The sequence below is a fragment of the Methanoregula sp. genome (assembly GCF_028712425.1).
GTDB lineage: Archaea > Halobacteriota > Methanomicrobia > Methanomicrobiales > Methanospirillaceae > Methanoregula.
Window position 1 is genome coordinate 1 of sequence record NZ_JAQTQD010000016.1, and the last position, 19162, is coordinate 19162.

General features: G+C 48.1%; 19 protein-coding genes. 17 read left to right on the top strand and 2 right to left on the bottom strand.

Annotated elements, in window-relative coordinates; translation table 11 throughout:
• The first annotated feature begins 676 nt into the window (after window positions 1–676).
• The 11 genes from PHF39_RS09435 to PHF39_RS09485 all read left to right on the top strand — a co-directional run bounded on the left by PHF39_RS09435 (window position 677) and on the right by PHF39_RS09485 (window position 12060).
• A complete protein-coding gene (locus tag PHF39_RS09435; RefSeq protein ID WP_300223318.1) occupies window positions 677–3817 on the top strand; it encodes an N-6 DNA methylase in 3141 nt (1046 codons plus the stop codon).
• Between the two features lie 97 nt (window positions 3818–3914).
• The gene (locus PHF39_RS09440) at window positions 3915–5069 is read left to right on the top strand and encodes a hypothetical protein (RefSeq protein ID WP_300223320.1); all 1155 of its coding nucleotides are present in this window, start codon (window positions 3915–3917) and stop codon (window positions 5067–5069) included.
• A complete protein-coding gene (locus PHF39_RS09445) occupies window positions 5062–7425 on the top strand; it encodes a ThiF family adenylyltransferase (RefSeq protein WP_300223322.1) in 2364 nt (787 codons plus the stop codon). Before PHF39_RS09440 ends, PHF39_RS09445 begins: the two co-directional genes overlap by 8 nt.
• Window positions 7425–8135, top strand: a complete 711-nt coding sequence (locus tag PHF39_RS09450) for a hypothetical protein (RefSeq protein WP_300223324.1) — start codon at window positions 7425–7427, stop codon at window positions 8133–8135. The genes PHF39_RS09445 and PHF39_RS09450 overlap by 1 nt, the downstream gene beginning before the upstream one ends.
• Window positions 8136–8191: 56 nt before the next feature.
• Window positions 8192–9265 (top strand): virulence RhuM family protein, encoded by a 1074-nt coding sequence (locus PHF39_RS09455; RefSeq protein WP_300223326.1) that lies wholly within the window; start codon window positions 8192–8194, stop codon window positions 9263–9265.
• 37 nt (window positions 9266–9302) lie between these two features.
• Entirely contained in the window at window positions 9303–9590 is a 288-nt protein-coding gene (locus PHF39_RS09460; protein ID WP_300223328.1) for a hypothetical protein, read from the top strand.
• Window positions 9591–9648: 58 nt separating this feature from the next.
• Entirely contained in the window at window positions 9649–9951 is a 303-nt protein-coding gene (locus PHF39_RS09465) for a DUF4258 domain-containing protein (protein WP_300223330.1), read from the top strand.
• Entirely contained in the window at window positions 9948–10190 is a 243-nt protein-coding gene (locus tag PHF39_RS09470; RefSeq protein WP_300223332.1) for a type II toxin-antitoxin system MqsA family antitoxin, read from the top strand. Before PHF39_RS09465 ends, PHF39_RS09470 begins: the two co-directional genes overlap by 4 nt.
• A 199-nt stretch (window positions 10191–10389) precedes the next feature.
• Window positions 10390–10533 (top strand): hypothetical protein, encoded by a 144-nt coding sequence (locus tag PHF39_RS09475; RefSeq protein WP_300223334.1) that lies wholly within the window; start codon window positions 10390–10392, stop codon window positions 10531–10533.
• A gap of 4 nt (window positions 10534–10537) precedes the next feature.
• Window positions 10538–11860 carry a DUF262 domain-containing protein gene (locus PHF39_RS09480; protein ID WP_300223336.1) on the top strand — a complete coding sequence of 441 codons (1323 nt, stop codon included), beginning with the start codon at window positions 10538–10540 and terminating at the stop codon, window positions 11858–11860.
• On the top strand, window positions 11857–12060 hold the full coding sequence (locus tag PHF39_RS09485; protein ID WP_300223338.1) for a hypothetical protein: 204 nt from the start codon (window positions 11857–11859) through the stop codon (window positions 12058–12060). Before PHF39_RS09480 ends, PHF39_RS09485 begins: the two co-directional genes overlap by 4 nt.
• 202 nt (window positions 12061–12262) lie before the next feature.
• On the opposite strand, the gene PHF39_RS09490 is transcribed toward PHF39_RS09485, so the two are convergent.
• A complete protein-coding gene (locus PHF39_RS09490) occupies window positions 12263–12556 on the bottom strand; it encodes a hypothetical protein (protein ID WP_300223340.1) in 294 nt (97 codons plus the stop codon).
• Between the two features lie 236 nt (window positions 12557–12792).
• Here PHF39_RS09490 and PHF39_RS09495 point away from each other — a divergent pair, with 236 nt between their 5' ends.
• The 6 genes from PHF39_RS09495 (at window position 12793) to PHF39_RS09520 (ending at window position 17489) form a co-directional block, all read left to right on the top strand.
• Window positions 12793–13836 (top strand): XRE family transcriptional regulator, encoded by a 1044-nt coding sequence (locus PHF39_RS09495; RefSeq protein WP_300223342.1) that lies wholly within the window; start codon window positions 12793–12795, stop codon window positions 13834–13836.
• Between the two features lie 9 nt (window positions 13837–13845).
• A complete protein-coding gene (locus PHF39_RS09500; RefSeq protein ID WP_300223344.1) occupies window positions 13846–14346 on the top strand; it encodes a hypothetical protein in 501 nt (166 codons plus the stop codon).
• A gap of 258 nt (window positions 14347–14604) precedes the next feature.
• Window positions 14605–15471 carry a hypothetical protein gene (locus PHF39_RS09505; RefSeq protein WP_300223346.1) on the top strand — a complete coding sequence of 289 codons (867 nt, stop codon included), beginning with the start codon at window positions 14605–14607 and terminating at the stop codon, window positions 15469–15471.
• A 48-nt stretch (window positions 15472–15519) separates the two neighbouring features.
• Entirely contained in the window at window positions 15520–16005 is a 486-nt protein-coding gene (locus tag PHF39_RS09510) for a GNAT family protein (protein WP_300223348.1), read from the top strand.
• A complete protein-coding gene (locus tag PHF39_RS09515; protein ID WP_300223350.1) occupies window positions 16002–16562 on the top strand; it encodes a cysteine hydrolase family protein in 561 nt (186 codons plus the stop codon). The genes PHF39_RS09510 and PHF39_RS09515 overlap by 4 nt, the downstream gene beginning before the upstream one ends.
• Window positions 16563–16568: 6 nt before the next feature.
• A complete protein-coding gene (locus PHF39_RS09520) occupies window positions 16569–17489 on the top strand; it encodes a DMT family transporter (protein ID WP_300223352.1) in 921 nt (306 codons plus the stop codon).
• On the opposite strand, the gene ade is transcribed toward PHF39_RS09520, so the two are convergent.
• Entirely contained in the window at window positions 17490–19157 is a 1668-nt protein-coding gene (ade, locus tag PHF39_RS09525) for an adenine deaminase (protein ID WP_300223354.1), read from the bottom strand.
• Window positions 19158–19162: the final 5 nt, after the last annotated feature.

Sequence of the window (19162 nt, forward strand, 5' to 3'; positions counted from 1 at the left end):
GATCTTTTATTTGTCTCCTTACTAGTTGAGCACACATCTTGGTATGGAGACAATGTACCTTAGATCTTTTGGTCATTCGCCGTTCTCTTTTCTCTCGTTCAAAGCATTTCTACAGAGCAAAATTTTTTGAGCAGACTTTGATTGAAAAAATGTTAGCAGACTTTGCTCATGAAAAGTTAAACGGATTTGTCTTAACCGGAAAAATGCAAATCTGCTCACCGTCATAAATCGATCCATTTATGCAAGCAGACCCTGCTGAAATTTTTTTGAGCAGACCATTATTGATCTGCTTTCAAGCAGACCTTGCCGGAAAATATTTTGTCGGACTCCACTCAAAATTTTTCAAACGCGATCATGATCATGATTGAAATGTTTATTCGGATCAAGCGGACCATAATGAAAAATTTTTGAGTAGACTTTGGTTATGAAAAGTTACGCTCATGTGAGTATGGAGGCAGACGCGGAAAAGGTCTGCCGACTTTTCCGCTACGCACTTACCTGTATGCGAACATGCGGACATGCCGTTGCCCAGCGAGGGGTCGGCAGACCCCAGAGCAACTCCGAGCATAAGCGAGGAGAGGGTAGAATCGCATTTTCAATTTGAATTTCCCGACCCGAATAATCTAAAAATATATTTCAACATCTTTAACGCGATTGAGCGCACCACTTTCTTTTAATGGCAGTCCCCGAATCCATCCAGCCCCTTGTTGAAAAGTACACATACCATCGCGAAGCCTACATCCGCGGGCAGGAGAAATACAATGAATCACAACTCCGCCAGGATTTCACCGATCCGTTTTTCCACGCACTTGGCTGGGATGTGAACAACAACAAGGGACATTCGGAAGCGTACCGGGAAGTGCTGCACGAAGAGCCGGTCAGGATCCGGGGGACAACAAAATATTTTGACTACACGTTCCGGATCGGGGGCGTGCGGAAATTCATTGTCGAGACCAAGAAGCCGTCCGTTCACATCAGGGATGATGCGGATGCAGCTCTCCAGCTCCGAAGGTATGCTTGGAACGCAAAACTCCCGCTTTCTATCCTGACGAATTTTGAAGAGTGGGCGATCTATGACTGCACAATCAAGCCGGAGAATGGCGACACGGCTGCGAAGGGACGGATCGAGTATTTCACGTACAAGGATATCCCGGCCAAGTGGGACTATCTGGTCAGTGTCTTCTCGCAGGACTGTATCCTGAAAGGATCATTCGACCGGTACGCTGCATCGCACAAAGGGAAGAAAGGGACGGCTGCGGTTGATGACGATATCCTTTCCGAGATCGAGTCATGGCGGGACGCACTCGCAAAGAACATCGCGATCCGGAACGACAAACTCTCGGTTGCCGAGCTCAACACGGTTGTCCAGCGCACCATCGACCGGCTCCTCTTCCTGCGGATCTGCGAAGACCGGGGGATCGAGGAGTACACAACGCTCCACAAACTTCTCGAAGGCGAGAACGTGTATGCCCGGCTCTGCGAATTGTTCCGGAACGCTGACGCGAAGTACAACTCCGGCCTCTTCCATTTCGATGACGAGCCGGGAAGGAACGAACTTCCGGACACTCTCTCGCTCTCCGTTTCCGTGGACGACAAGGTCCTGAAAGGGATCATCAAACGGCTCTACTATCCCGAAACCCCGTACCTCTTCTCGGTCATCCCGCCCGCGATCCTCGGTCACGTGTACGAGCAGTTCCTGGGGAAAGTTATCCGGCTCACGGAAGGCCACCAGGCAAAGGTGGAGTTCAAGCCGGAAGTGAAGAAGGCGGGCGGCGTCTTCTACACCCCGCAGTATATCGTGGAATACATTGTTGCGCACACGGTCGGTGAACTCGTGAAGGACAAGACCCCCCGCGACGTGGCAAAGCTCCGCGTCCTCGACCCGGCGTGCGGCTCCGGTTCATTCCTGATCGGGGCGTACCAGTTCCTCCTTGACTGGCACCGCGACTGGTACATCGCAAACCTCGTCCCGGTCTTTATCGATAAGAAATCCGTGACCGACCCGGCCGTCCTCGCCCTGCTTCCCGAGCCCACGCCGCGGGGCAAGAAGAAACTGACGCAGGTCGAGCTCCCGGTGTACAAGGCCGGCACGACCGGCGATGCAACACGCTCGCGGAGCGACTGGCGCCTGACTACGGCCGAGAAGAAGCGCATTCTCTTAAACACCATCTACGGTGTGGACATCGACCAGGCCGCAGTCGAGGTGACGAAACTCTCGCTTCTCTTAAAAGTTCTCGAAGAGGAGAACGAGGAGAACATCGATAAGCAGCTGAAGCTTTTCGCGGAACGGGCGCTTCCTTCGCTGCACGAGAACATCAAGTGCGGGAACTCTTTGATCGGGACGGACATCATTACACCGGAGATGCCTGCGGAGGAAGTGAAGCGGATCAACCCGTTCGACTGGGACCGGGAGTTTGCCGATGTGATGAAGGCGGGCGGGTTCGATGCGGTGATTGGGAATCCGCCGTATATCCGCATCCAGATGTTGAAAGAATGGGCACCAACGGAAGTGGAATTCTACAAGAAAAAATTCCTCACTGCTGGTAAAGGGAATTATGATATTTACGTTGTGTTTGTGGAGAAGGGACGGTCACTTCTTACCAAGAACGGATTGCTCGGATATATTTTACCCCACAAGTTTTTCACAGCACAATATGGCGAAGCCTTACGGACATTAATTTCCAAAGACAACAGTCTCAAAGAAATTGTTCATTTTGGTCATCAGCAGATTTTCACTGGTGCAACGACTTACACATGTTTGTTGTTTTTAAAAAATTGTCAGAATACTGCATTTCATTTCGTTAAAGTGGATGACATAGAGACATGGAAAAATACCGGTTCTGCTGTCGATGGTAATTTGCCCTCAGATAAAGTTGGAGCGGCAGATTGGAATCTAGTTGTAGGATCAGGAAATTCATTGTTTGAAAAATTGAAGGAAATGGATTTTATTTTCAAGAGGATTGCTCATATTTTTGTTGGGACTCAGACAAGTGGCGAAGATATTTTTGTTCTTCAAAAATGTAAAGTTCAAGATAATCTGATCACAGGTTATTCTAAAGCAGAAAATCAGGAAATTACGATTGAAAAAAATATCACAAAATGGTTTTTGAAAGGGCGTTCCATTCGTAGATTCGAACCCTTGAAAACTGATTTTGCGCTCATCAGTCCTTATGAGATAACAGATACGAATTTCAAGCTCTACTCAAAAGAGGAGATGACTTCTCAATTTCCCTTGGCTTTCGAGTATTTTACAAGACATAAAAAATTCTTAACAAATCGCGAAAAGGGAAAATTTGAGGGAAAAGATTGGTGGGCGTTTGGGTATCCAAAGAGCATGATTTTATTCCAAAAACCAAAGATCATCTGTCCGTTCTATCACATCACATCAGCATATGCATTTGATCGTGATGGTTATTATTTTAAAACCGGATATGGGATTCTTCTTCAAAATACAGATTTATCCTACGAATATATTCTCGGATTGCTCAACTCAAAGTTATTGTTTTGGTATTATCAACGAATTTGCACCGTGATGCGAGAAGGATATTCGCATTACATGACCCAATATATCGAGCAGCTCCCCATCCGCACCATCAACTTCACCGACCCTGCTGACAAAGCCCGTCACGACCGCATGGTAACACTCGTCACTGCCATGCTCGACCTCAACAAAAAGTTGCAGGACGCCCGGGTCGATCACGAGAAGACGCTGCTCCAGCGGCAGATCGAGGCGACGGATGCGGCGATTGATAAACTGGTATACGAGTTATACGGGCTGACGGACGAGGAGATTGCTGTAATTGAAAACAGAGAGTGATCGAACTGATGGATGATTGGACTAATTGTTCAGTTTCACACCGCCCACTTTTTAGTTTATATATTATATCAGCAATTGATCGTTTGGGAGGTATTCCATGATAGATCCATCGATCACATATTTTCCGGTTGGAAATGGGGATACAAGCTTGATTCAATTATCTAATGAAAGTACTATCCTCATCGATTGTAACATAACGAACGATTCCAGAGATGAAAATGAAGAATCCGTATATGATGTTCACGAATATCTGTTATCCAATTTAAAAAAAGATGATAATAATATTCCATTCGTAGATGTGTTCATTCTAACACACCCCGACGAAGATCATTGTCGGGGATTCAGTGAGACCTTTTATACAGGCGACCCATCAAAATATTCTGAAACTGACAAAAAGAATGGATTAATTCGGATCGATGAGTTATGGTTTACACCAAGAATATTCTCTCCTCATGAGAAAGATATGTGCGATACCGCCAAGGCCATTCGTAAGGAAGCTGAACGAAGAAAAAAAGTATACTTGGATAAAAAAACCGAGAAAACACCGGGCAACCGGATTCGTATTATTGGCGATTCTGACAAAAGCGATCTTGAAGGACTTGATGAAATAATTACAATCCCCGGAAACTCAATCAATTTTGTAAACGGGAACGTGTTGAAGGATTTCTCATTCTTCGTCCATGCACCATTTAAAAAAGATACTGACTCAAAATGGGGTGAAAGAAACGATACAAGCGTCGTTCTCCAAGCTCGTTTCGATATCGATGGGGAGAAAAATGCTGCCTTGGCATTTTTTGGTGGGGATTCTGAGTATGAAATTTGGGATGAAATTCTTCAACGAAGTGACGATGAAAACACCTTAAAATGGGATATTTTCATGGCACCTCATCACTGTTCGTGGACATTCTTCAATGAAACCCCTCAGGAAGATAACAACAAGCCCTGCAAATCTGCCATCGATCTCCTGAACAAGAAACGTGACGGAGCAAAAATTGTGGCGTCGTGCAATCCGATTAAAGATGACGACATCAATCCACCCCACTTTGCTGCAAAAGAGGAGTATGTAAAAATTGTTGGAGCGGAAAATTTTTTCGTGACAAGTGAATATCCACCAGGATCAAAATCTCCCCTTCCATTAACCTTTATTATGACTAAAAATGGGCCACGAGAAAAGACAACATCGCGGTCTCAACCAAACATCTACAGATCGGCCATTCGTAAGATAAGTGGGACCCCTCGTACCTATGGCTGATTTCTCATTCACGTCATCCCGACTTCCAGAAAAAGAGGCTGATCTAAGTAAGGATATACAACTGGCACTTGCTGAGATCAGATCATATTTTCCTGACCAAAAAATTCCAGTGTTGCAATATGAAGAGAATTTGGTTGCAATCCCGTTCGAGCTAATAATTAATCTTCCGTCACGCGGTCCGGTTAACGGTGTTGATATTCAAAGAACTGAACCAAGTTTCCTATTATTGGACAAAAGATACTATCCGTATAAAGCCCCAACTGCTTGGTCGAATCGTACTGATTTTCCGAAAGATCGCCTCCCCCATCTGAATCCTAAACGTCCAGGAAGTCCTGCAAATTTTTGTTTACACCGTGGAAGTATTGACACATGGTTCTCTGAACACGACATTATCGATTACATTGAAAGAGTTCGAGATTGGCTAACCGACGCCGCAAGTAACCGATTAATCAAAGAAGATGGATTTGAATTCACAAGAATTGATCAAGCTACGGGAATTTGCATATTCGAACGTACTCAAATATTTAACAAAATTGCCAACGAATGGAAATTAAAAGGAGGAAAATCGGGATTTTGCTATTTACGTTATGTTTTGCTAAATAATCCGGAGAAGGATCCATTGGTAGGGAACCGTACCGATTATGCGATAAGACTGGAGAAAATTTCTACAACGGGTTCCATCATTGCAGATCTCAAAGAAGCTCAAATAAAGATAGTCAATTTCCAGGAAGGATTTAATGCAGATCGCTATTGTTTTGGGATTCTTGCCTGGCCTTCAAAAGATCCATTTCAATCCAAGTATTGTGCAGAATTACCCGACACACTCACCGATCTTATCACTTTATCTGAAGATTTGGGAATTCCTCTTAAAGAAGCGATAAACACCTTTTTGTCAAAAAATCTCCAGCTTTTTGGAGGTATCCCTGTGACAATTGTTATTCCTCGGCCTCAAAAAATAATTTACACTGATTCACACCTTGAATTACTAAATTTTGTAATATCGTTTAAGACATGTGGAAATAAACTTCGTGAAACTAGTAAACTTGATGAAAGGGTAATGTGTATGAGTCATAGATCTCCGCTTACATTGGCTCGTGCAAGAGAAATTTCTTCCACGCCTCCGGATTACGATATTGGAAAAATATTACTATTAGGATGTGGAGCCATTGGTTCAAAATTTGCTCTACACCTAATAAAAAGTGGTCAATGCAAAAAGATAACATTCGTTGATAATGATGAACTTTCACCGCATAATTTGATCCGTCACGGTCTTTTGCACGAACAATTGGGCCTGAATAAAGCGCAGGCGCTGAAGCAGGTAACGGAGGGGATATTTTATGGAGAACATGACTCAATCAACGCAATGGCAATACAAGAAAATGCATTGGATCTGATTGTAGGAAGAGATAACAGAATATTATGCAACCATACTTTGTTAATCGATGCAACAGCATCTCCCATAATCCGTAACGCATTAGTATCCTGTAAAAACTTACCCTCCGCCCTATCGGTCTGTCGTTGTGAGATTGCCGATAATGGGAATCTTGGACTCATGTCAATTGAGGGCCCAAAACGAAATCCCAGACTTGATGACATCTTATACTATCTTTTTGATTCAGCTATTGATCATCCAGAAATATCTGATTGGCTGAAGACAACTGAAAAGCAACGCAATTCAAATTCTGACGCTACATTAGAAGAAATAAATATAGGAATTAGTTGCAATTCGGATACGATGAGGCTAGCTGACGACACTGTCTCATTGCATAGTTCTTCATTTTCTCTCAGTTATCGGAAAATAATCAAAGAAAACAAACAGATGAAATCGGGATATTTACAAATTTCATACATCAATAGAGAATCTGGAAACCATTCAGATCGGATATTTGAAATCTCGCCTATTGTAAGGATCCCTTGTGAAAACAATCCGAAATGGGAGATAAGGGTAAAGGAGGAGGTTAAACGATCAATGATGCAATATGCTCGTGATTCGGGTCGAAACGAAATTGGCGGGCTATTATTTGGTCACATTGAAGAAAAGAACAAAATTGTGTATGTAACGCGTTTTTTGCCTGCACCCCCGGATAGCATTTGTGAGCCACATCGATTCGTGAGAGGTGTTAAGGGGGTTCGTGAAAAAATTTCAGAAATTGCAAATCTTACCGGTGGTTTGATCAATTATATTGGTGATTGGCATTCTCATCCTAACGGCGTAAAAAAAATGAGTGGAATCGATAGGCAAGAGATAAAAAACATAAAAACAGTTTTCGATCCGGTGCCCCTCTCAACATTCATGATGATCGTAACCAAGGAAGGACTGCATCCATACATGTTTGATTCATATGGCGGGAAATAATGGACTGGCTAGATTCGTATGAAATTAGGGCACGATTTGCTCCTTCAATAATTGTTTTTTCCCCTCTTGCATTATTGGCAGTTTTCATCTTGCCCGAACTTATCAGCTCTCTAAATTATCTATTGGGCGAAACCGTTGTGCTGGTTTTTTTTATTTACGCCCTTTCGTTTGTTATAAAACATCATGGGAAAAAAATTGAACCGGATCTTTGGAGTAAATGGGGTGGGGCACCATCAACCCGATTCCTACGCTGGAGTGATTCAAAATTTGATTCGAAATTCAAAGAAAAAATCCATAACTCTCTTAAAAAACAATTTGGAATTTCCTTGTTATCTACGGAGCTGGAAAAAATGAATCCAGTTGAAGGTGATAAGCAAATCGATGCTGCTTTTTTACGCGTTAAAACATTTCTCTATCGCAATGATCCCGAGGGAATCTGGAAAAAACATAATATGGAGTATGGATTTAACCGAAATTTGATGGGAAGCCGATGGATATGGCTATTTTTTTCCATCATTGGAACGATAATATTCACAAATTTGTGGTTGAATGGTGGCGAGAAGTTGTTATTTTTCGGAATGCTCTTATGTTCTACTGAAGTGATTTGTTCGATTATAGCAGGATGGTACTATCTACCTTTGTCAGCGAAAGCAGCAGCAGATCGATATTCTGAAAATGTCTGGACAACATTTTTAATCATTTCTAGTTAAGAAAAGTCAAGAACGCTAACGGACGAGGAGATTGCAATTGTGGAAGGTGGGGGGAAATGACCGGACAGGAAAAGAGCCTGATACGAAACAGCACAGCAGAATTCCTGATTTTTACGTCAACAACCGCTGGCGAGGAATCAATCGAAGTCAGGTACGAGGATGAAACAGTCTGGCTCAGCCAGAAGATGATGGCAGCGCTCTTCGATGTGGGTCTTCCAAATATCAATGAACATCTGAAAAATATTTACGAGAGCGGTGAATTGACCCGGGTGGCAACTATTCGGAAATTCCGAACAGTTCAAACTGAAGGCGGTCGTGAAGTTTCGCGAAATCTTGAATACTACAGTCTCGATGCCATAATCTCGGTCGGGTATCGCGTCAATTCAAAGAGAGCCACCCAGTTCCGCCAGTGGGCAACCCGGGTGTTGCGGGAATTTGCGATAAAAGGCTACGTACTGGATAAAAAGCGGATGGAAAACGGTACGTTCCTTGGCGAGGATTACTTTGAGCGCCTGCTTGCCGAGATACGGGAGATCCGCCTCAGCGAGAGACGGTTCTACCAGAAGATCACCGATATCTATGCAACAAGCCTTGACTACAACAGGGATGCCCCGACAACCCGGGATTTTTTTGCCACAGTCCAGAACAAATTACATTATGCAATTCACGGCCACACCGCAGCTGAACTGATCCAACTGCGGGCTGACAGCAGAAACGATCACATGGGTCTGACCTCATGGGAGAATAGTCCGGACGGAAAGATCCTGAAGATCGATGTCGTGGTTGCAAAAAATTACCTGACCTCAACAGAGCTTGAATCGCTTGGCCGGATTGTCAACGCATGGCTCGATCTTGCCGAAGACCGTGCCAGACGAAAGATTCCCATGACCATGGAAGACTGGGCAAAACGTCTCGACCGGTTCCTTGAATCTGATGACCGAAACCTGCTTGAAGGTGGCGGAAAAGTAACCGCAGAGATGGCAAAAGAGTTTGCGGAGACGGAATTCGAAAAATACCGTATTGTTCAGGACCGGCTTTTTGAGAGCGATTTTGACCGGATGCTCAAAGAGACAAAACTGCCGGAAAAAATGTACCGGAACGATGAACCGGATAATCCTGCAGACCGATGAAATGACGAGAACATTCAATAATCAGGAACTTTAGAACATGCCGGCAACTCAACTCTGCACACCCGCGCAATGGAGACATAATGTCGACATCCACACCATCAACTTCTCCGACCCCGTGGACAAAGCCCGGCACGACCGCATGGTCTCGCTCGTCACGCAGATGCTTGATTTGAACAAAAAGTTGCAGGACGCCCGCGTCGATCATGAGAAGACGCTGCTCCAGCGGCAGATTGAGGCAACGGATGCGGCTATCGATAAACTGGTGTACGAGCTGTACGGGCTGACGGAGGAGGAGATTGGGATTGTGGAGGGTGGCAGCAAGTGACCGAACGGGCAGTTGCTGGCATGAGAAGAACTCTTAGGAGTTCTTCGAGGAGCGGGAAATGACCTCGAAAAAATATCCGGTATACCGGCATCTGACGTTCCGTATCCATGCACTCCGGCAAATGTTCCAGCGGAGAATTACGGATTCTGATATCCATGAATTGCTTGGACTTGGTACCGTCATAGAAGATTATCCTGATGACACCCCCTACCCCAGTTGTCTTGTTTCAGGAACCGTCAGTAATCGTCCGCTTCATGTCGTCATGGCATACAATAATGTAGATCGTGAAGCAATTGTTATCACAGCATACGAACCGGACCCACATTCATGGTCTGATAATTTTACGCGGAGGAAATCATGAAGTGCGTAATCTGCAAACACGGGGAAACCAAAGAAGGCACGACGACCGTCACCTTTGATCGGGATGGAATGACTCTTGTCGTAAAAGATGTCCCTGCACGTATTTGCACAAACTGCGGTGAGGATTATGTTGATGAGCATATCGCTCACGAAATCCTGACTATCGCAGAGCGCATGGCAAAGAGCGGGGCACAGGTTGATGTCCGCCGGTACGTGCCGGGCTCTGCGATGCCATGTTAGCCATATCGCTTTTTTTTGTACAACCTTCGATCGTTATACTCCCCATCCGCACCATCAACTTCGCCGATCCCTCCGACAAAGCCCGGCACGATCGCATGGTCTCGCTCGTCACGCAGATGCTGCAATCCATATCTGACCTGATGATCAGAAATGGATTTCGAGAAGAACCCACAATGATTCTTCGCCTCTGAACAAAAAGTTGCAGGACGCCCGCGTTGATCACGAGAAGACGCTGCTCCAGCGGCAGATCGAGGCAACGGATGCGGCGATTGATAAGCTGGTGTACAAGCTGTACGGGCTGACGGACGAGGAGATCAAGATCGTTGAAGGGGCGGAAAAATAATAATATGGAGCGATCAGCGATGGCAAATCAAAATCCGGAAACCACAACAGAAATCGTTACGGAACCAGAAAAAATGGTAGACGCCTCTTCGATAAAATTTTTACAGGCATTGCCATGTTCACCGCCGTCACCCTTTGTCGTCGGGCAATTACAAGCACTTAATGACGCCAATAAAATTATTTTCAATACGGAATTTCAAAGGGGAGAAGTCTGGGACATCACACGGAAACAAAAGCTCATTGATTCGATGTTAAGAGGTTACAATATCAATACCATTTTTTTTCGGCAGATATCTGATGGTCGGTACGAATGTCTGGATGGTCAGCAACGCTTGAAAACAATTCTCCAGGAATTCTTAAAGGACAAATATCCAATAAATCCAAAAATTACCCCAGAATTCAAAGATAAGAAATATTTCTCCGAATTGCACGAGTACCTGAAAAACAAGATATTGACCTATCCAATCTACGCAGTCATTCTCTACACCGTGGATGATGAAGAGACATGTAAAGTATTTTTACGGTTACAGGAAGGTCTGCCACTAAATGCAGCTGAAAAACTCAATGCAATGATCGGCTTTTTACGAAATGAGATCGTTGACCTGACAACTCACCCATTCTTTTCACACCTTGGGATCAACAATTACCGGTTCGCTCATCGCTACATGATCGCTCAAATATACGTCCTGACATTAAAAGATCAAATAACCGATGTAAAATATCCGCAACTTCAGGAATTGTATACCGCATATCAGCACGCATATCCCCCTGAATCAAATAAGAAGAGAATCATTCGGGTCCTTAATTTCCTTGATAGTGAATTTGGCGAAGATGCAAAGCTGATACGACGCAGTGCAGATTTCATCTCGTTCTACCTGCTCGCAAAACATATTCTTGACAATTATGCGACCAATGATGTGACAATTAATTTGAAAGAGTTCAGTCGTGAATTTATTGCAAAATTCACTCAGGTTGAATCCAGTGAGGGGGAAGGAAACGCTCCGTATTATGATTATAAAACATACCGGAAAACATCGGCAGATTCCAGAATCTCGATTCAAAAACGAACTGATATTCTAATCTCAAAATTTTTAGAATATAACCAGTCTCTTACTCCAAAAGATCCAAAACGGGATTTCAATGAATGGGAACGAATAGCAATCTATCACAAAGGATCAGGGGTATGCCAAATCTGTAAAAAAGTCACTCCTTTTGATAAAGGGGATGCCGATCACATAATCCCACATAGTAAAGGGGGAGCAACTACGATTGAAAATGGGCAGTGGTTATGTAAATTATGCAACCAGGTAAAAGGAGATAAAAATTGAGTTCAAGGAGTTCACTATTGTCATATTTTGTCTTTTTCATCCCCCTCCCGCCCCTTGCCGAGCAGCACGAGATCGTCCGGCGTGTCGGTTTGCTGTTCGAGCGTGCGGATGCCATTGATCGCGAGGTTGCTGCGGCGGGTCGGCGGTGCGAGCGGATGACGCAGGCGGTGCTGGGGAAGGCGTTTGCTGGTAAATTATGACTGCGAACGTCGGAGGAGAAATCGATAGGTTCCTTTGACTGGCGTTGAGTATGAAGAAATATCCAGTCCTTGTAAGAATAGCATAACGGATTATAACCGCGTTATTGTTTATGAACCCAAACCAATATTTTCAGACACTGGGTTGGCTACAGGTAGGGGGCGGGATATTCCCGGCTAACCCCATTTAAAGAAACGTGCACTGTTATCGGATGACCTTTCGTTGACTGATCAGTTTAATATCCGGTTGATAGCGGTTGCGATAATCGATTGCCGGCTGGGTGAACCCGCCCCTGCTGTCAACTTCGCTCACACATTTGTCGTGAATCAACCGCTGTAATTCAGGTTTAGTAACCGGGCTTCCTCTGTTTTTGACCTCGCCGAGTTTGTCACCCCGCTCATAATCATGCATACCGGGGCCGCCAATATGCCGGGCGCCGTGCTCGTCCGCTTTTCTTTTCTCGTATGCGATTCCGCGTTTAACATCTTTTGATGTCATTGTCTATTACTCCGCAGCAGTTCAGCTATGAACTGCTTAGATCTTAAGATCCAATCAAAATCATTTAAATCTTTGCTTCATGGTTTGAAAGTGTTACATCTGGTTAGATTGCCGATACAATTCTTCTAATAATGTCGTTAAATGTTGTTCAATATGGTATGGTTTCATCCATCGAATTTATATGTTATTGAATAGTTTACTTTATTGGCAAATTTTCAGCAGATTGTAAACCAGAGATGAGAGGGGTAGTTGAGATGGCATTCGGTGAACGCATAAAATCAGCCAGGATTAATGCCGGGTTAACGCAGGAAGCGCTCGGGCGAAAGCTTGGAGTTACCAAGATGGCGATCTCGAAATACGAGAACGGGACCATCGCGCCAAACTCGACAGTTCTTATCGCTTTAGCGAAAGCGCTCGAAGTCAGGCCAGCGTACTTCTTCCGGGCTTCCACGATCCGGCTTACGAAACCCGTGTACCGTGCTCGGAAGGCACTGTCGCAAAAGGATGAGACACATATCCTCGGGAAGACCTCAGACTGGCTGGAGAGGTATCTCTTGGTCGAGCAGATCACCGGATCGGAAAAACCGCTCGACCTGCCGGATCCAGAATCATGCCGTGCGTCATCAATCGACGAGATCGAAGACGTTGTCGTCCGGGTTCGCGAGGCTTGGAATCTGGGGCTCAACCCTATTGAAAACCTGATGGACGTACTGGAACAGCATGGGATCAAGGTCGGAGTTGTCCAGGGACCGGTAAAATTCGATGCACTGACAATGAAATATAACAATGAACACCCGCTCATCATTGTCAATAAAGCATTCCCCGGAGACCGGCGCCGCCTCAACCTCGCACATGAACTGGGGCATCTGCTCCTGAACCTTGATGAAGGGATTGATGAAGAGGCAGCTGCCTTCCGGTTTGCAGGTGCCTTTCTGTTCCCCCGGCAGGTGGCGATAGCTGAGCTTGGTCCGAAGCGAAGGATGCTCGACCTGCGGGAGCTCTATGTCTTGAAACACAAGTACGGGATCAGCATGGGCGCGTTGATCTACCGAGCAAGGAACCTCGGGATAATCTCAGAAGCGGCGGCCGATCGGCACTGGGTCGAGATGCGCTCGCATGGCTGGCATGTGAAGGAGCCCGGCAGACCGGTAAAACCTGAGATTCCAACCCAGTTCGAACTCCTCCTTCTCCGGGCCCTGACTGAAAATAAGATTTCACAATCCCGGTTCAATGAACTGAAAGGAGACGAATCTCCCCTTTTAGCCGTGCCGTGTGAGTGAGGAATGGGAATGAGCAGGAGACCATGCTGTATCGATACAAATATCCTCTTCGATTTCTTGGCCGGGAAGATCTTCGATACTCTATTTCTCCTGCCATTTGACTTTCATACATCCGATATCGTCGCGTATGAGATCTCCGACACATATTCCGAAAAACAACTTGCTTCATTAGGACTCAAAATTCTGGCACTCAATGATATTGAGACTCAAGAAATACTCGTCCTGCAAGAGGATCATATCGAACTCTCTCTCGAAGATATATCCGTTCTTTTTTTGAGCCAGAAACACCATACACTGCTCCTTTCAAACGACGGCCCGTTACGGGAACTGGCTGACGCTTCCCGGATCGAGTATCACGGGACGCTCTGGCTTCTCGATGAAATAATCAAAGGAGAAATCCTGCGGCCACAAGAAGCTGCGTCTGCACTGAGATTCATGTTGAATAACAAACGCTGGCTTCCCCGCCCGGAATGCGAAACCTTGATCAAAAAATGGGAGTATGAGGAATAGCCGAAGACTGATCACCCAGATACCATAATCAATTCAATGATACATTTCTCTCTCACCATAAAATCCCTAAAAGATCCATCCCTGCACCTCCCCCTCCCCCCATTATACGGAAACCTGCAGCCCGGGTTCGCATGCCGCTGAACAGTCCGGCACGGCCGCATTGTCACGCTTAGCCCCCTTCTAAAAAACCAAACAGATTTATCGCGCCATACACAAAAGTCATGACACGTGTTAATAACAAAAAAACCGGTGAACCAGATGCAGAGGTCGTTGCTCGTTGCGGTTTTTTTCCTTGCAATGAGCCTCGCGATTACCGCAGGTTGCACTGCCCCGGCCGGGACGCTCAATGCCAGTGAAAATGCAATATCCGATCCCGGCTCCATCGTCGCTTCTTACCGGGCCACGATCAACCAGCCCGATGCATTGTCCGGTTACGTGAAGATGGACACGGACATCTACAACATTGGGGAAGTGGTTGAGTTCACGGTGACCAATGACGGCAGCGGGACGCTCCAGTGTGCCGGGGATCCCCCGGCGTTTTCCGTGATAACGCAGACACCGAGGGGAACCTGGAGCACGAAGATGGGTAACTCCAGGCCGGACAATGGTTCAGGCTCATCGCTTGCACCGGGTGCGTCAACCCGCCAGTATACCTTCGTCACCACCGGCTGGGAACCGGGCCGGTACCGCATCGTGCACGACTGCGGGGTTGAGCGCGAGTTCCTTGTGCGGGAACTGCCATCAGCAACGATCTCAGTGACCCCCTCTTTGACACCCGTGGCGGATGCCTGCCCGGAGACCAACACGACAAACACCACGCCGTGGATTGCGATCGATGAAATCGGGAGCCCGGTTGCCTACCAGCCATTCACGATCCGGGGAACGACAAACCTTCCCGCGGGAAAGGAGATGGTGTACACGATCTTTGCTGTCGGGGAGATGGATGCCGGTGTCAGCCTTGACAACCAGGGATCGTTCCGGACAACCGTTATCGAAGGAACGTGCGGTATCAACACGTGGGAAGCGCATGGCGAGATCCAGGCATCGGGCGAATTCGCCATCGGGATCATGGGAGCAGACAAAACCCCCTCCGCGATCCGGAAATTCCTTGTCCTCCCTTCATGAACCCTCGCCCGGATTTTTCTTGTAGTAGACAACCAGGATATCCATTGTATGCTCTCCCTTCGCCCGCTCCGGCCGGATGATGTTCCCTGTATCCGATCATGGCCGCCATACCCCAGTGAATTCAGCATGCTCGATTACGCCCTCCGTGACAAGGGCTGGATCGATGAATACCGGGACAGAGAGAACACGGAGATCCTGGTTGCGGAAGACGGGAATGCGATTATCGGCTTCGCGCTCCTTGCAAAAAACGACGACAGCAGCGCAGAGTTCCGGATCGCCCTCCACCCCCACCGGCTCGGGCAGGGATATGGAAGACTGGTCGCGCTCCTGGTACTCTCACGCGGTTTTTCCGATGCTGCCTGTTGGAAGATCGTCCTGATCGTCAGAAAGAATAATCCCCGGGCGCAGCGATTGTACGAATCACTCCACTTCCGGCCCTGTGGTGAATGCACGGAACTGGTGAACGGCGAACAGGTTCCGTTCCTCTGCATGGAAATTGACCGGAATACGTTTGAAGAGGAAAAAGAGTCATGAGCGAAGCATTACTGGTCATCGATGTGCAGGACGAATACTTTTCCGGGAAACTCCCGGTAACCTTCCCGTACGGGAGTTTTGTCAACATCCTGCAGGCAATGGATGCCGCGCATGCTGCCCGCATCCCTGTTGTTGTGATCCAGCATTCAAACCGGGCCGCCGGTGCTGCAACCTTTGTTCCCGGGACACCGGGATGGGAACTCCGCCCTGAGATAAAGAAGCGCCCGCGTGACGTCCTGGTAGAAAAAAGCCTGCCCGGCAGCTTTACCGGGACAAACCTCGAAGCATGGTTAAAAGAGCATACGATCACTTCGGTCACGATCGCGGGCTACATGACACAGATGTGCTGCGACACAACCGCCCGGCAGGCATTCCATCGCGGGTACACGGTGAAATTTTTGTCAGATGCAACCGGGACCCTTGCCATCACGAACCGTGCCGGCTCGGTCAGCGCCGAGGAGCTCCACCGCGCAATCCTCGTCACCCAGCAGATGCGGTTCTCGCAGGTGATGACAACGCAGGAATGGATACAATCGCTGCCAATATCGTATCAATAGACAACCATGTTCTGGGCACTTTTTTCCGGTATCGGTGCGTGTGCCAATGCTGCATATTTTATCGCAAACAAGAAATTCCTCCAGACCGTTGAGCCAGATATACTGGCAGCATCCGGTTTCCTCTTCACGTCGCTCTTTCTCTTAACCATTGTAACCGTACGGGGTATCCCGACTCTTGGTGCTGATTTTTTTCTTGCCGTATTTGTCACATCCGCGATCAATGTTGTCGCCACCACGCTCACATTACGGGCTTTGAAATCCACAGACATCTCGCTTGCGGTACCGATGCTCTCGTTCACGCCGCTCTTTCTTGTCGTTACGGCGGCCCTGATCCTGCATGAGGTCCCTTCCTTCATAGGGATCGCCGGTATTATCACCATTGTTGCTGGATCCTATGTCCTCAATACCTCCGCTGAACACACTAACCTCCTGGACCCGTTCCGGGCAATGATTTCACACCCCGGCATCCTCTCCATGTTTGTGGTTTCATTCCTCTACGCGATTGCAATCGGGTTTGACAAGATGGTCGTGCTCAATTCCGACGTGGTGTTCGGGTCTGGCGTGGTATTTCTTGTCCTCGGGAGTGCATTTCTCCTAATCCACCTGCTGAAACGTTTGTCCACAACAGTGGGGACTGGTACGCTATCCATCAGTTCGGCTTCTGGAACTGGATTCATTAACATCCCGTTGCGCGATCTTCTTGTACCCGGAATCGTTATCGGCGTGATCATAACGATCGAAGCAATCACGATCAACACGGCATACCTTGACCAGATTGCGCCGTATGTCATTGCCATCAAGCGGATGAGTATCCTCATCACGGTTCTCTACGGCACACTCGTGTTCCGTGAAAAAGATCTTTTCCGGAGGATCTCCGGTGCCGTCCTGATGGTCGGTGGGGCCATCCTGATCCTCCTCTTCCCCTGATTATCCTTCAAAGAGCGGCACGTCCCGGAACGCAACGCCATCGAAGACGCCCCGGTCGGTGACCCGGAGGGCCGGGATGACCGTGAGCGCGAGGAACGAGAGATACATGAACGGGTTGTCAATCCCACCGATCTTTTCCGTTGTCCTGTGCAGCGCCCTGAGTCGTTCCACAACCTGCGGGTACGGAAGCGTGGACATCAGGCCGGCACCGTCGAGCGGGAGGACTGTTGTCTCATCCCCACAGACAGCGACCATGCCACCCTGTGCACGGACAACCTCGCGAATGGCCCGGAGGATCGTATCGTCGCTTGTGCCGGTCGCAACAATATTGTGCGCATCATGGGAGATACTGCACGCAATCGCACCGTTTTGGAACCCGAAGCCATGCACAAGCCCGAGGCCCGGGGGTGCATCGTGGTACCGGTTGCAGACAACCACCTTCTGGATATCCCTCGCCCGGTCAGGAATGCCGGCGGGACTGAATTCATACGCGAGCGCCTCAGTGACGATCTGGCCGGGGACAAGGCCAATCACGCGTGCCCATCCGCTGCCGGAGACCTGGATCGTTTCCGGCTGCGGTGGCCTGCAGCGGATGGAGGGCGGGAACGCAGCAGCCGGAACCGTTGCGGCGGCCGTCACTGCGGTTCCATGCCGGAAAACTTCCTGTACAACAAACTTCTCCGGGTCATCGATCATGCAGAAGTCCGCCCTCCGCCCGGGAGAGAGCGCACCGCGGTCATGGAGGCCGAAGTGTTCCGCGGGAGAGAGCGTTGCCATCCGGATGGCAAGTTCCGGTGAAAGACCCGAAGCGATGGCGGAGCGGATGCACCGGTCGATGTGACCGTCATCCATCAGCAGGTCGGCATGACAGTCGTCGGTTGCAAAGCTGCAGCGGGAGACGGTTTTGGGGGTCACGAGCGGGATGAGCGCTTCGATATTCTTCTCGGTCGAGCCTTCGCGGATGAAAATGTGCATGCCAGCCTTTAGTTTCTCTTCCGCCTCTGCAAGCGTGGTGCACTCGTGGTCGCTCTGGAGGCCTGCAAGAATATACGCGTTGAGGTCCTTTCCAGAGAGCATCGGGGCGTGCCCGTCACGGGTTTTCACAAGCGCAAGTTTCTCGCCAATCCCGGGATCAGCAGCAAGGACACCGGGGAAGTTCATCATCTCGCCAAGGCCGAGGATCCCCTCTTTGCCCACGAACTGCCGGAGGCTTCGGGCATCCAGCACGGCCCCGCCCGCATCAGCGGGTGTTGCCGGCACACAGGAAGGGAGCATATACAGGATGTCAATCGCTGCGCCATTCCGGGCCGCAAGCATGTACTCAATGCCCTTGACACCAGCAACATTCGCGATCTCGTGAGGGTCGGCAATGACCGTGCCGGTACCGTGGAGCGCGACCAGCCGGGCATACTCGGAAGGCGTAAGGAGCGAGCTCTCGATGTGGACATGGGCATCGATCAGGCCGGGGATGAGGTACTTCCCGGAGCAGTCGCGGGTCTCTTTTCCCTCGTATTCGCCAATGCCGAGGATGATCCCGTCTTTTACCGCGAGCGTCCCCTCATCCCAGGAACAGCTGAACGGGTTGAAGATCGTGGCGTTCTCGAAGATCATGTCGGCGGGTCCCATGCCCCGGGCTGCATCGATAAGAGGTTTCCCAAACAGCGTCATGAGGA

Coding starts and splice junctions, on each gene's coding strand:
- PHF39_RS09450 (WP_300223324.1), top strand. CDS start 7,425: ATGGACTGGCTAGATTCGTATGAAATTAGGGCACGATTTGCTCCTTCA.
- PHF39_RS09465 (WP_300223330.1), top strand. CDS start 9,649: ATGACCTCGAAAAAATATCCGGTATACCGGCATCTGACGTTCCGTATC.
- PHF39_RS09490 (WP_300223340.1), bottom strand. CDS start 12,556: ATGACATCAAAAGATGTTAAACGCGGAATCGCATACGAGAAAAGAAAA.
- PHF39_RS09460 (WP_300223328.1), top strand. CDS start 9,303: ATGCCGGCAACTCAACTCTGCACACCCGCGCAATGGAGACATAATGTC.
- PHF39_RS09520 (WP_300223352.1), top strand. CDS start 16,569: ATGTTCTGGGCACTTTTTTCCGGTATCGGTGCGTGTGCCAATGCTGCA.
- PHF39_RS09445 (WP_300223322.1), top strand. CDS start 5,062: ATGGCTGATTTCTCATTCACGTCATCCCGACTTCCAGAAAAAGAGGCT.
- PHF39_RS09455 (WP_300223326.1), top strand. CDS start 8,192: ATGACCGGACAGGAAAAGAGCCTGATACGAAACAGCACAGCAGAATTC.
- PHF39_RS09480 (WP_300223336.1), top strand. CDS start 10,538: ATGGAGCGATCAGCGATGGCAAATCAAAATCCGGAAACCACAACAGAA.
- PHF39_RS09435 (WP_300223318.1), top strand. CDS start 677: ATGGCAGTCCCCGAATCCATCCAGCCCCTTGTTGAAAAGTACACATAC.
- ade (WP_300223354.1), bottom strand. CDS start 19,157: ATGACGCTGTTTGGGAAACCTCTTATCGATGCAGCCCGGGGCATGGGA.
- PHF39_RS09440 (WP_300223320.1), top strand. CDS start 3,915: ATGATAGATCCATCGATCACATATTTTCCGGTTGGAAATGGGGATACA.
- PHF39_RS09505 (WP_300223346.1), top strand. CDS start 14,605: ATGCAGAGGTCGTTGCTCGTTGCGGTTTTTTTCCTTGCAATGAGCCTC.
- PHF39_RS09500 (WP_300223344.1), top strand. CDS start 13,846: ATGAGCAGGAGACCATGCTGTATCGATACAAATATCCTCTTCGATTTC.
- PHF39_RS09495 (WP_300223342.1), top strand. CDS start 12,793: ATGAGAGGGGTAGTTGAGATGGCATTCGGTGAACGCATAAAATCAGCC.
- PHF39_RS09470 (WP_300223332.1), top strand. CDS start 9,948: ATGAAGTGCGTAATCTGCAAACACGGGGAAACCAAAGAAGGCACGACG.
- PHF39_RS09515 (WP_300223350.1), top strand. CDS start 16,002: ATGAGCGAAGCATTACTGGTCATCGATGTGCAGGACGAATACTTTTCC.
- PHF39_RS09510 (WP_300223348.1), top strand. CDS start 15,520: ATGCTCTCCCTTCGCCCGCTCCGGCCGGATGATGTTCCCTGTATCCGA.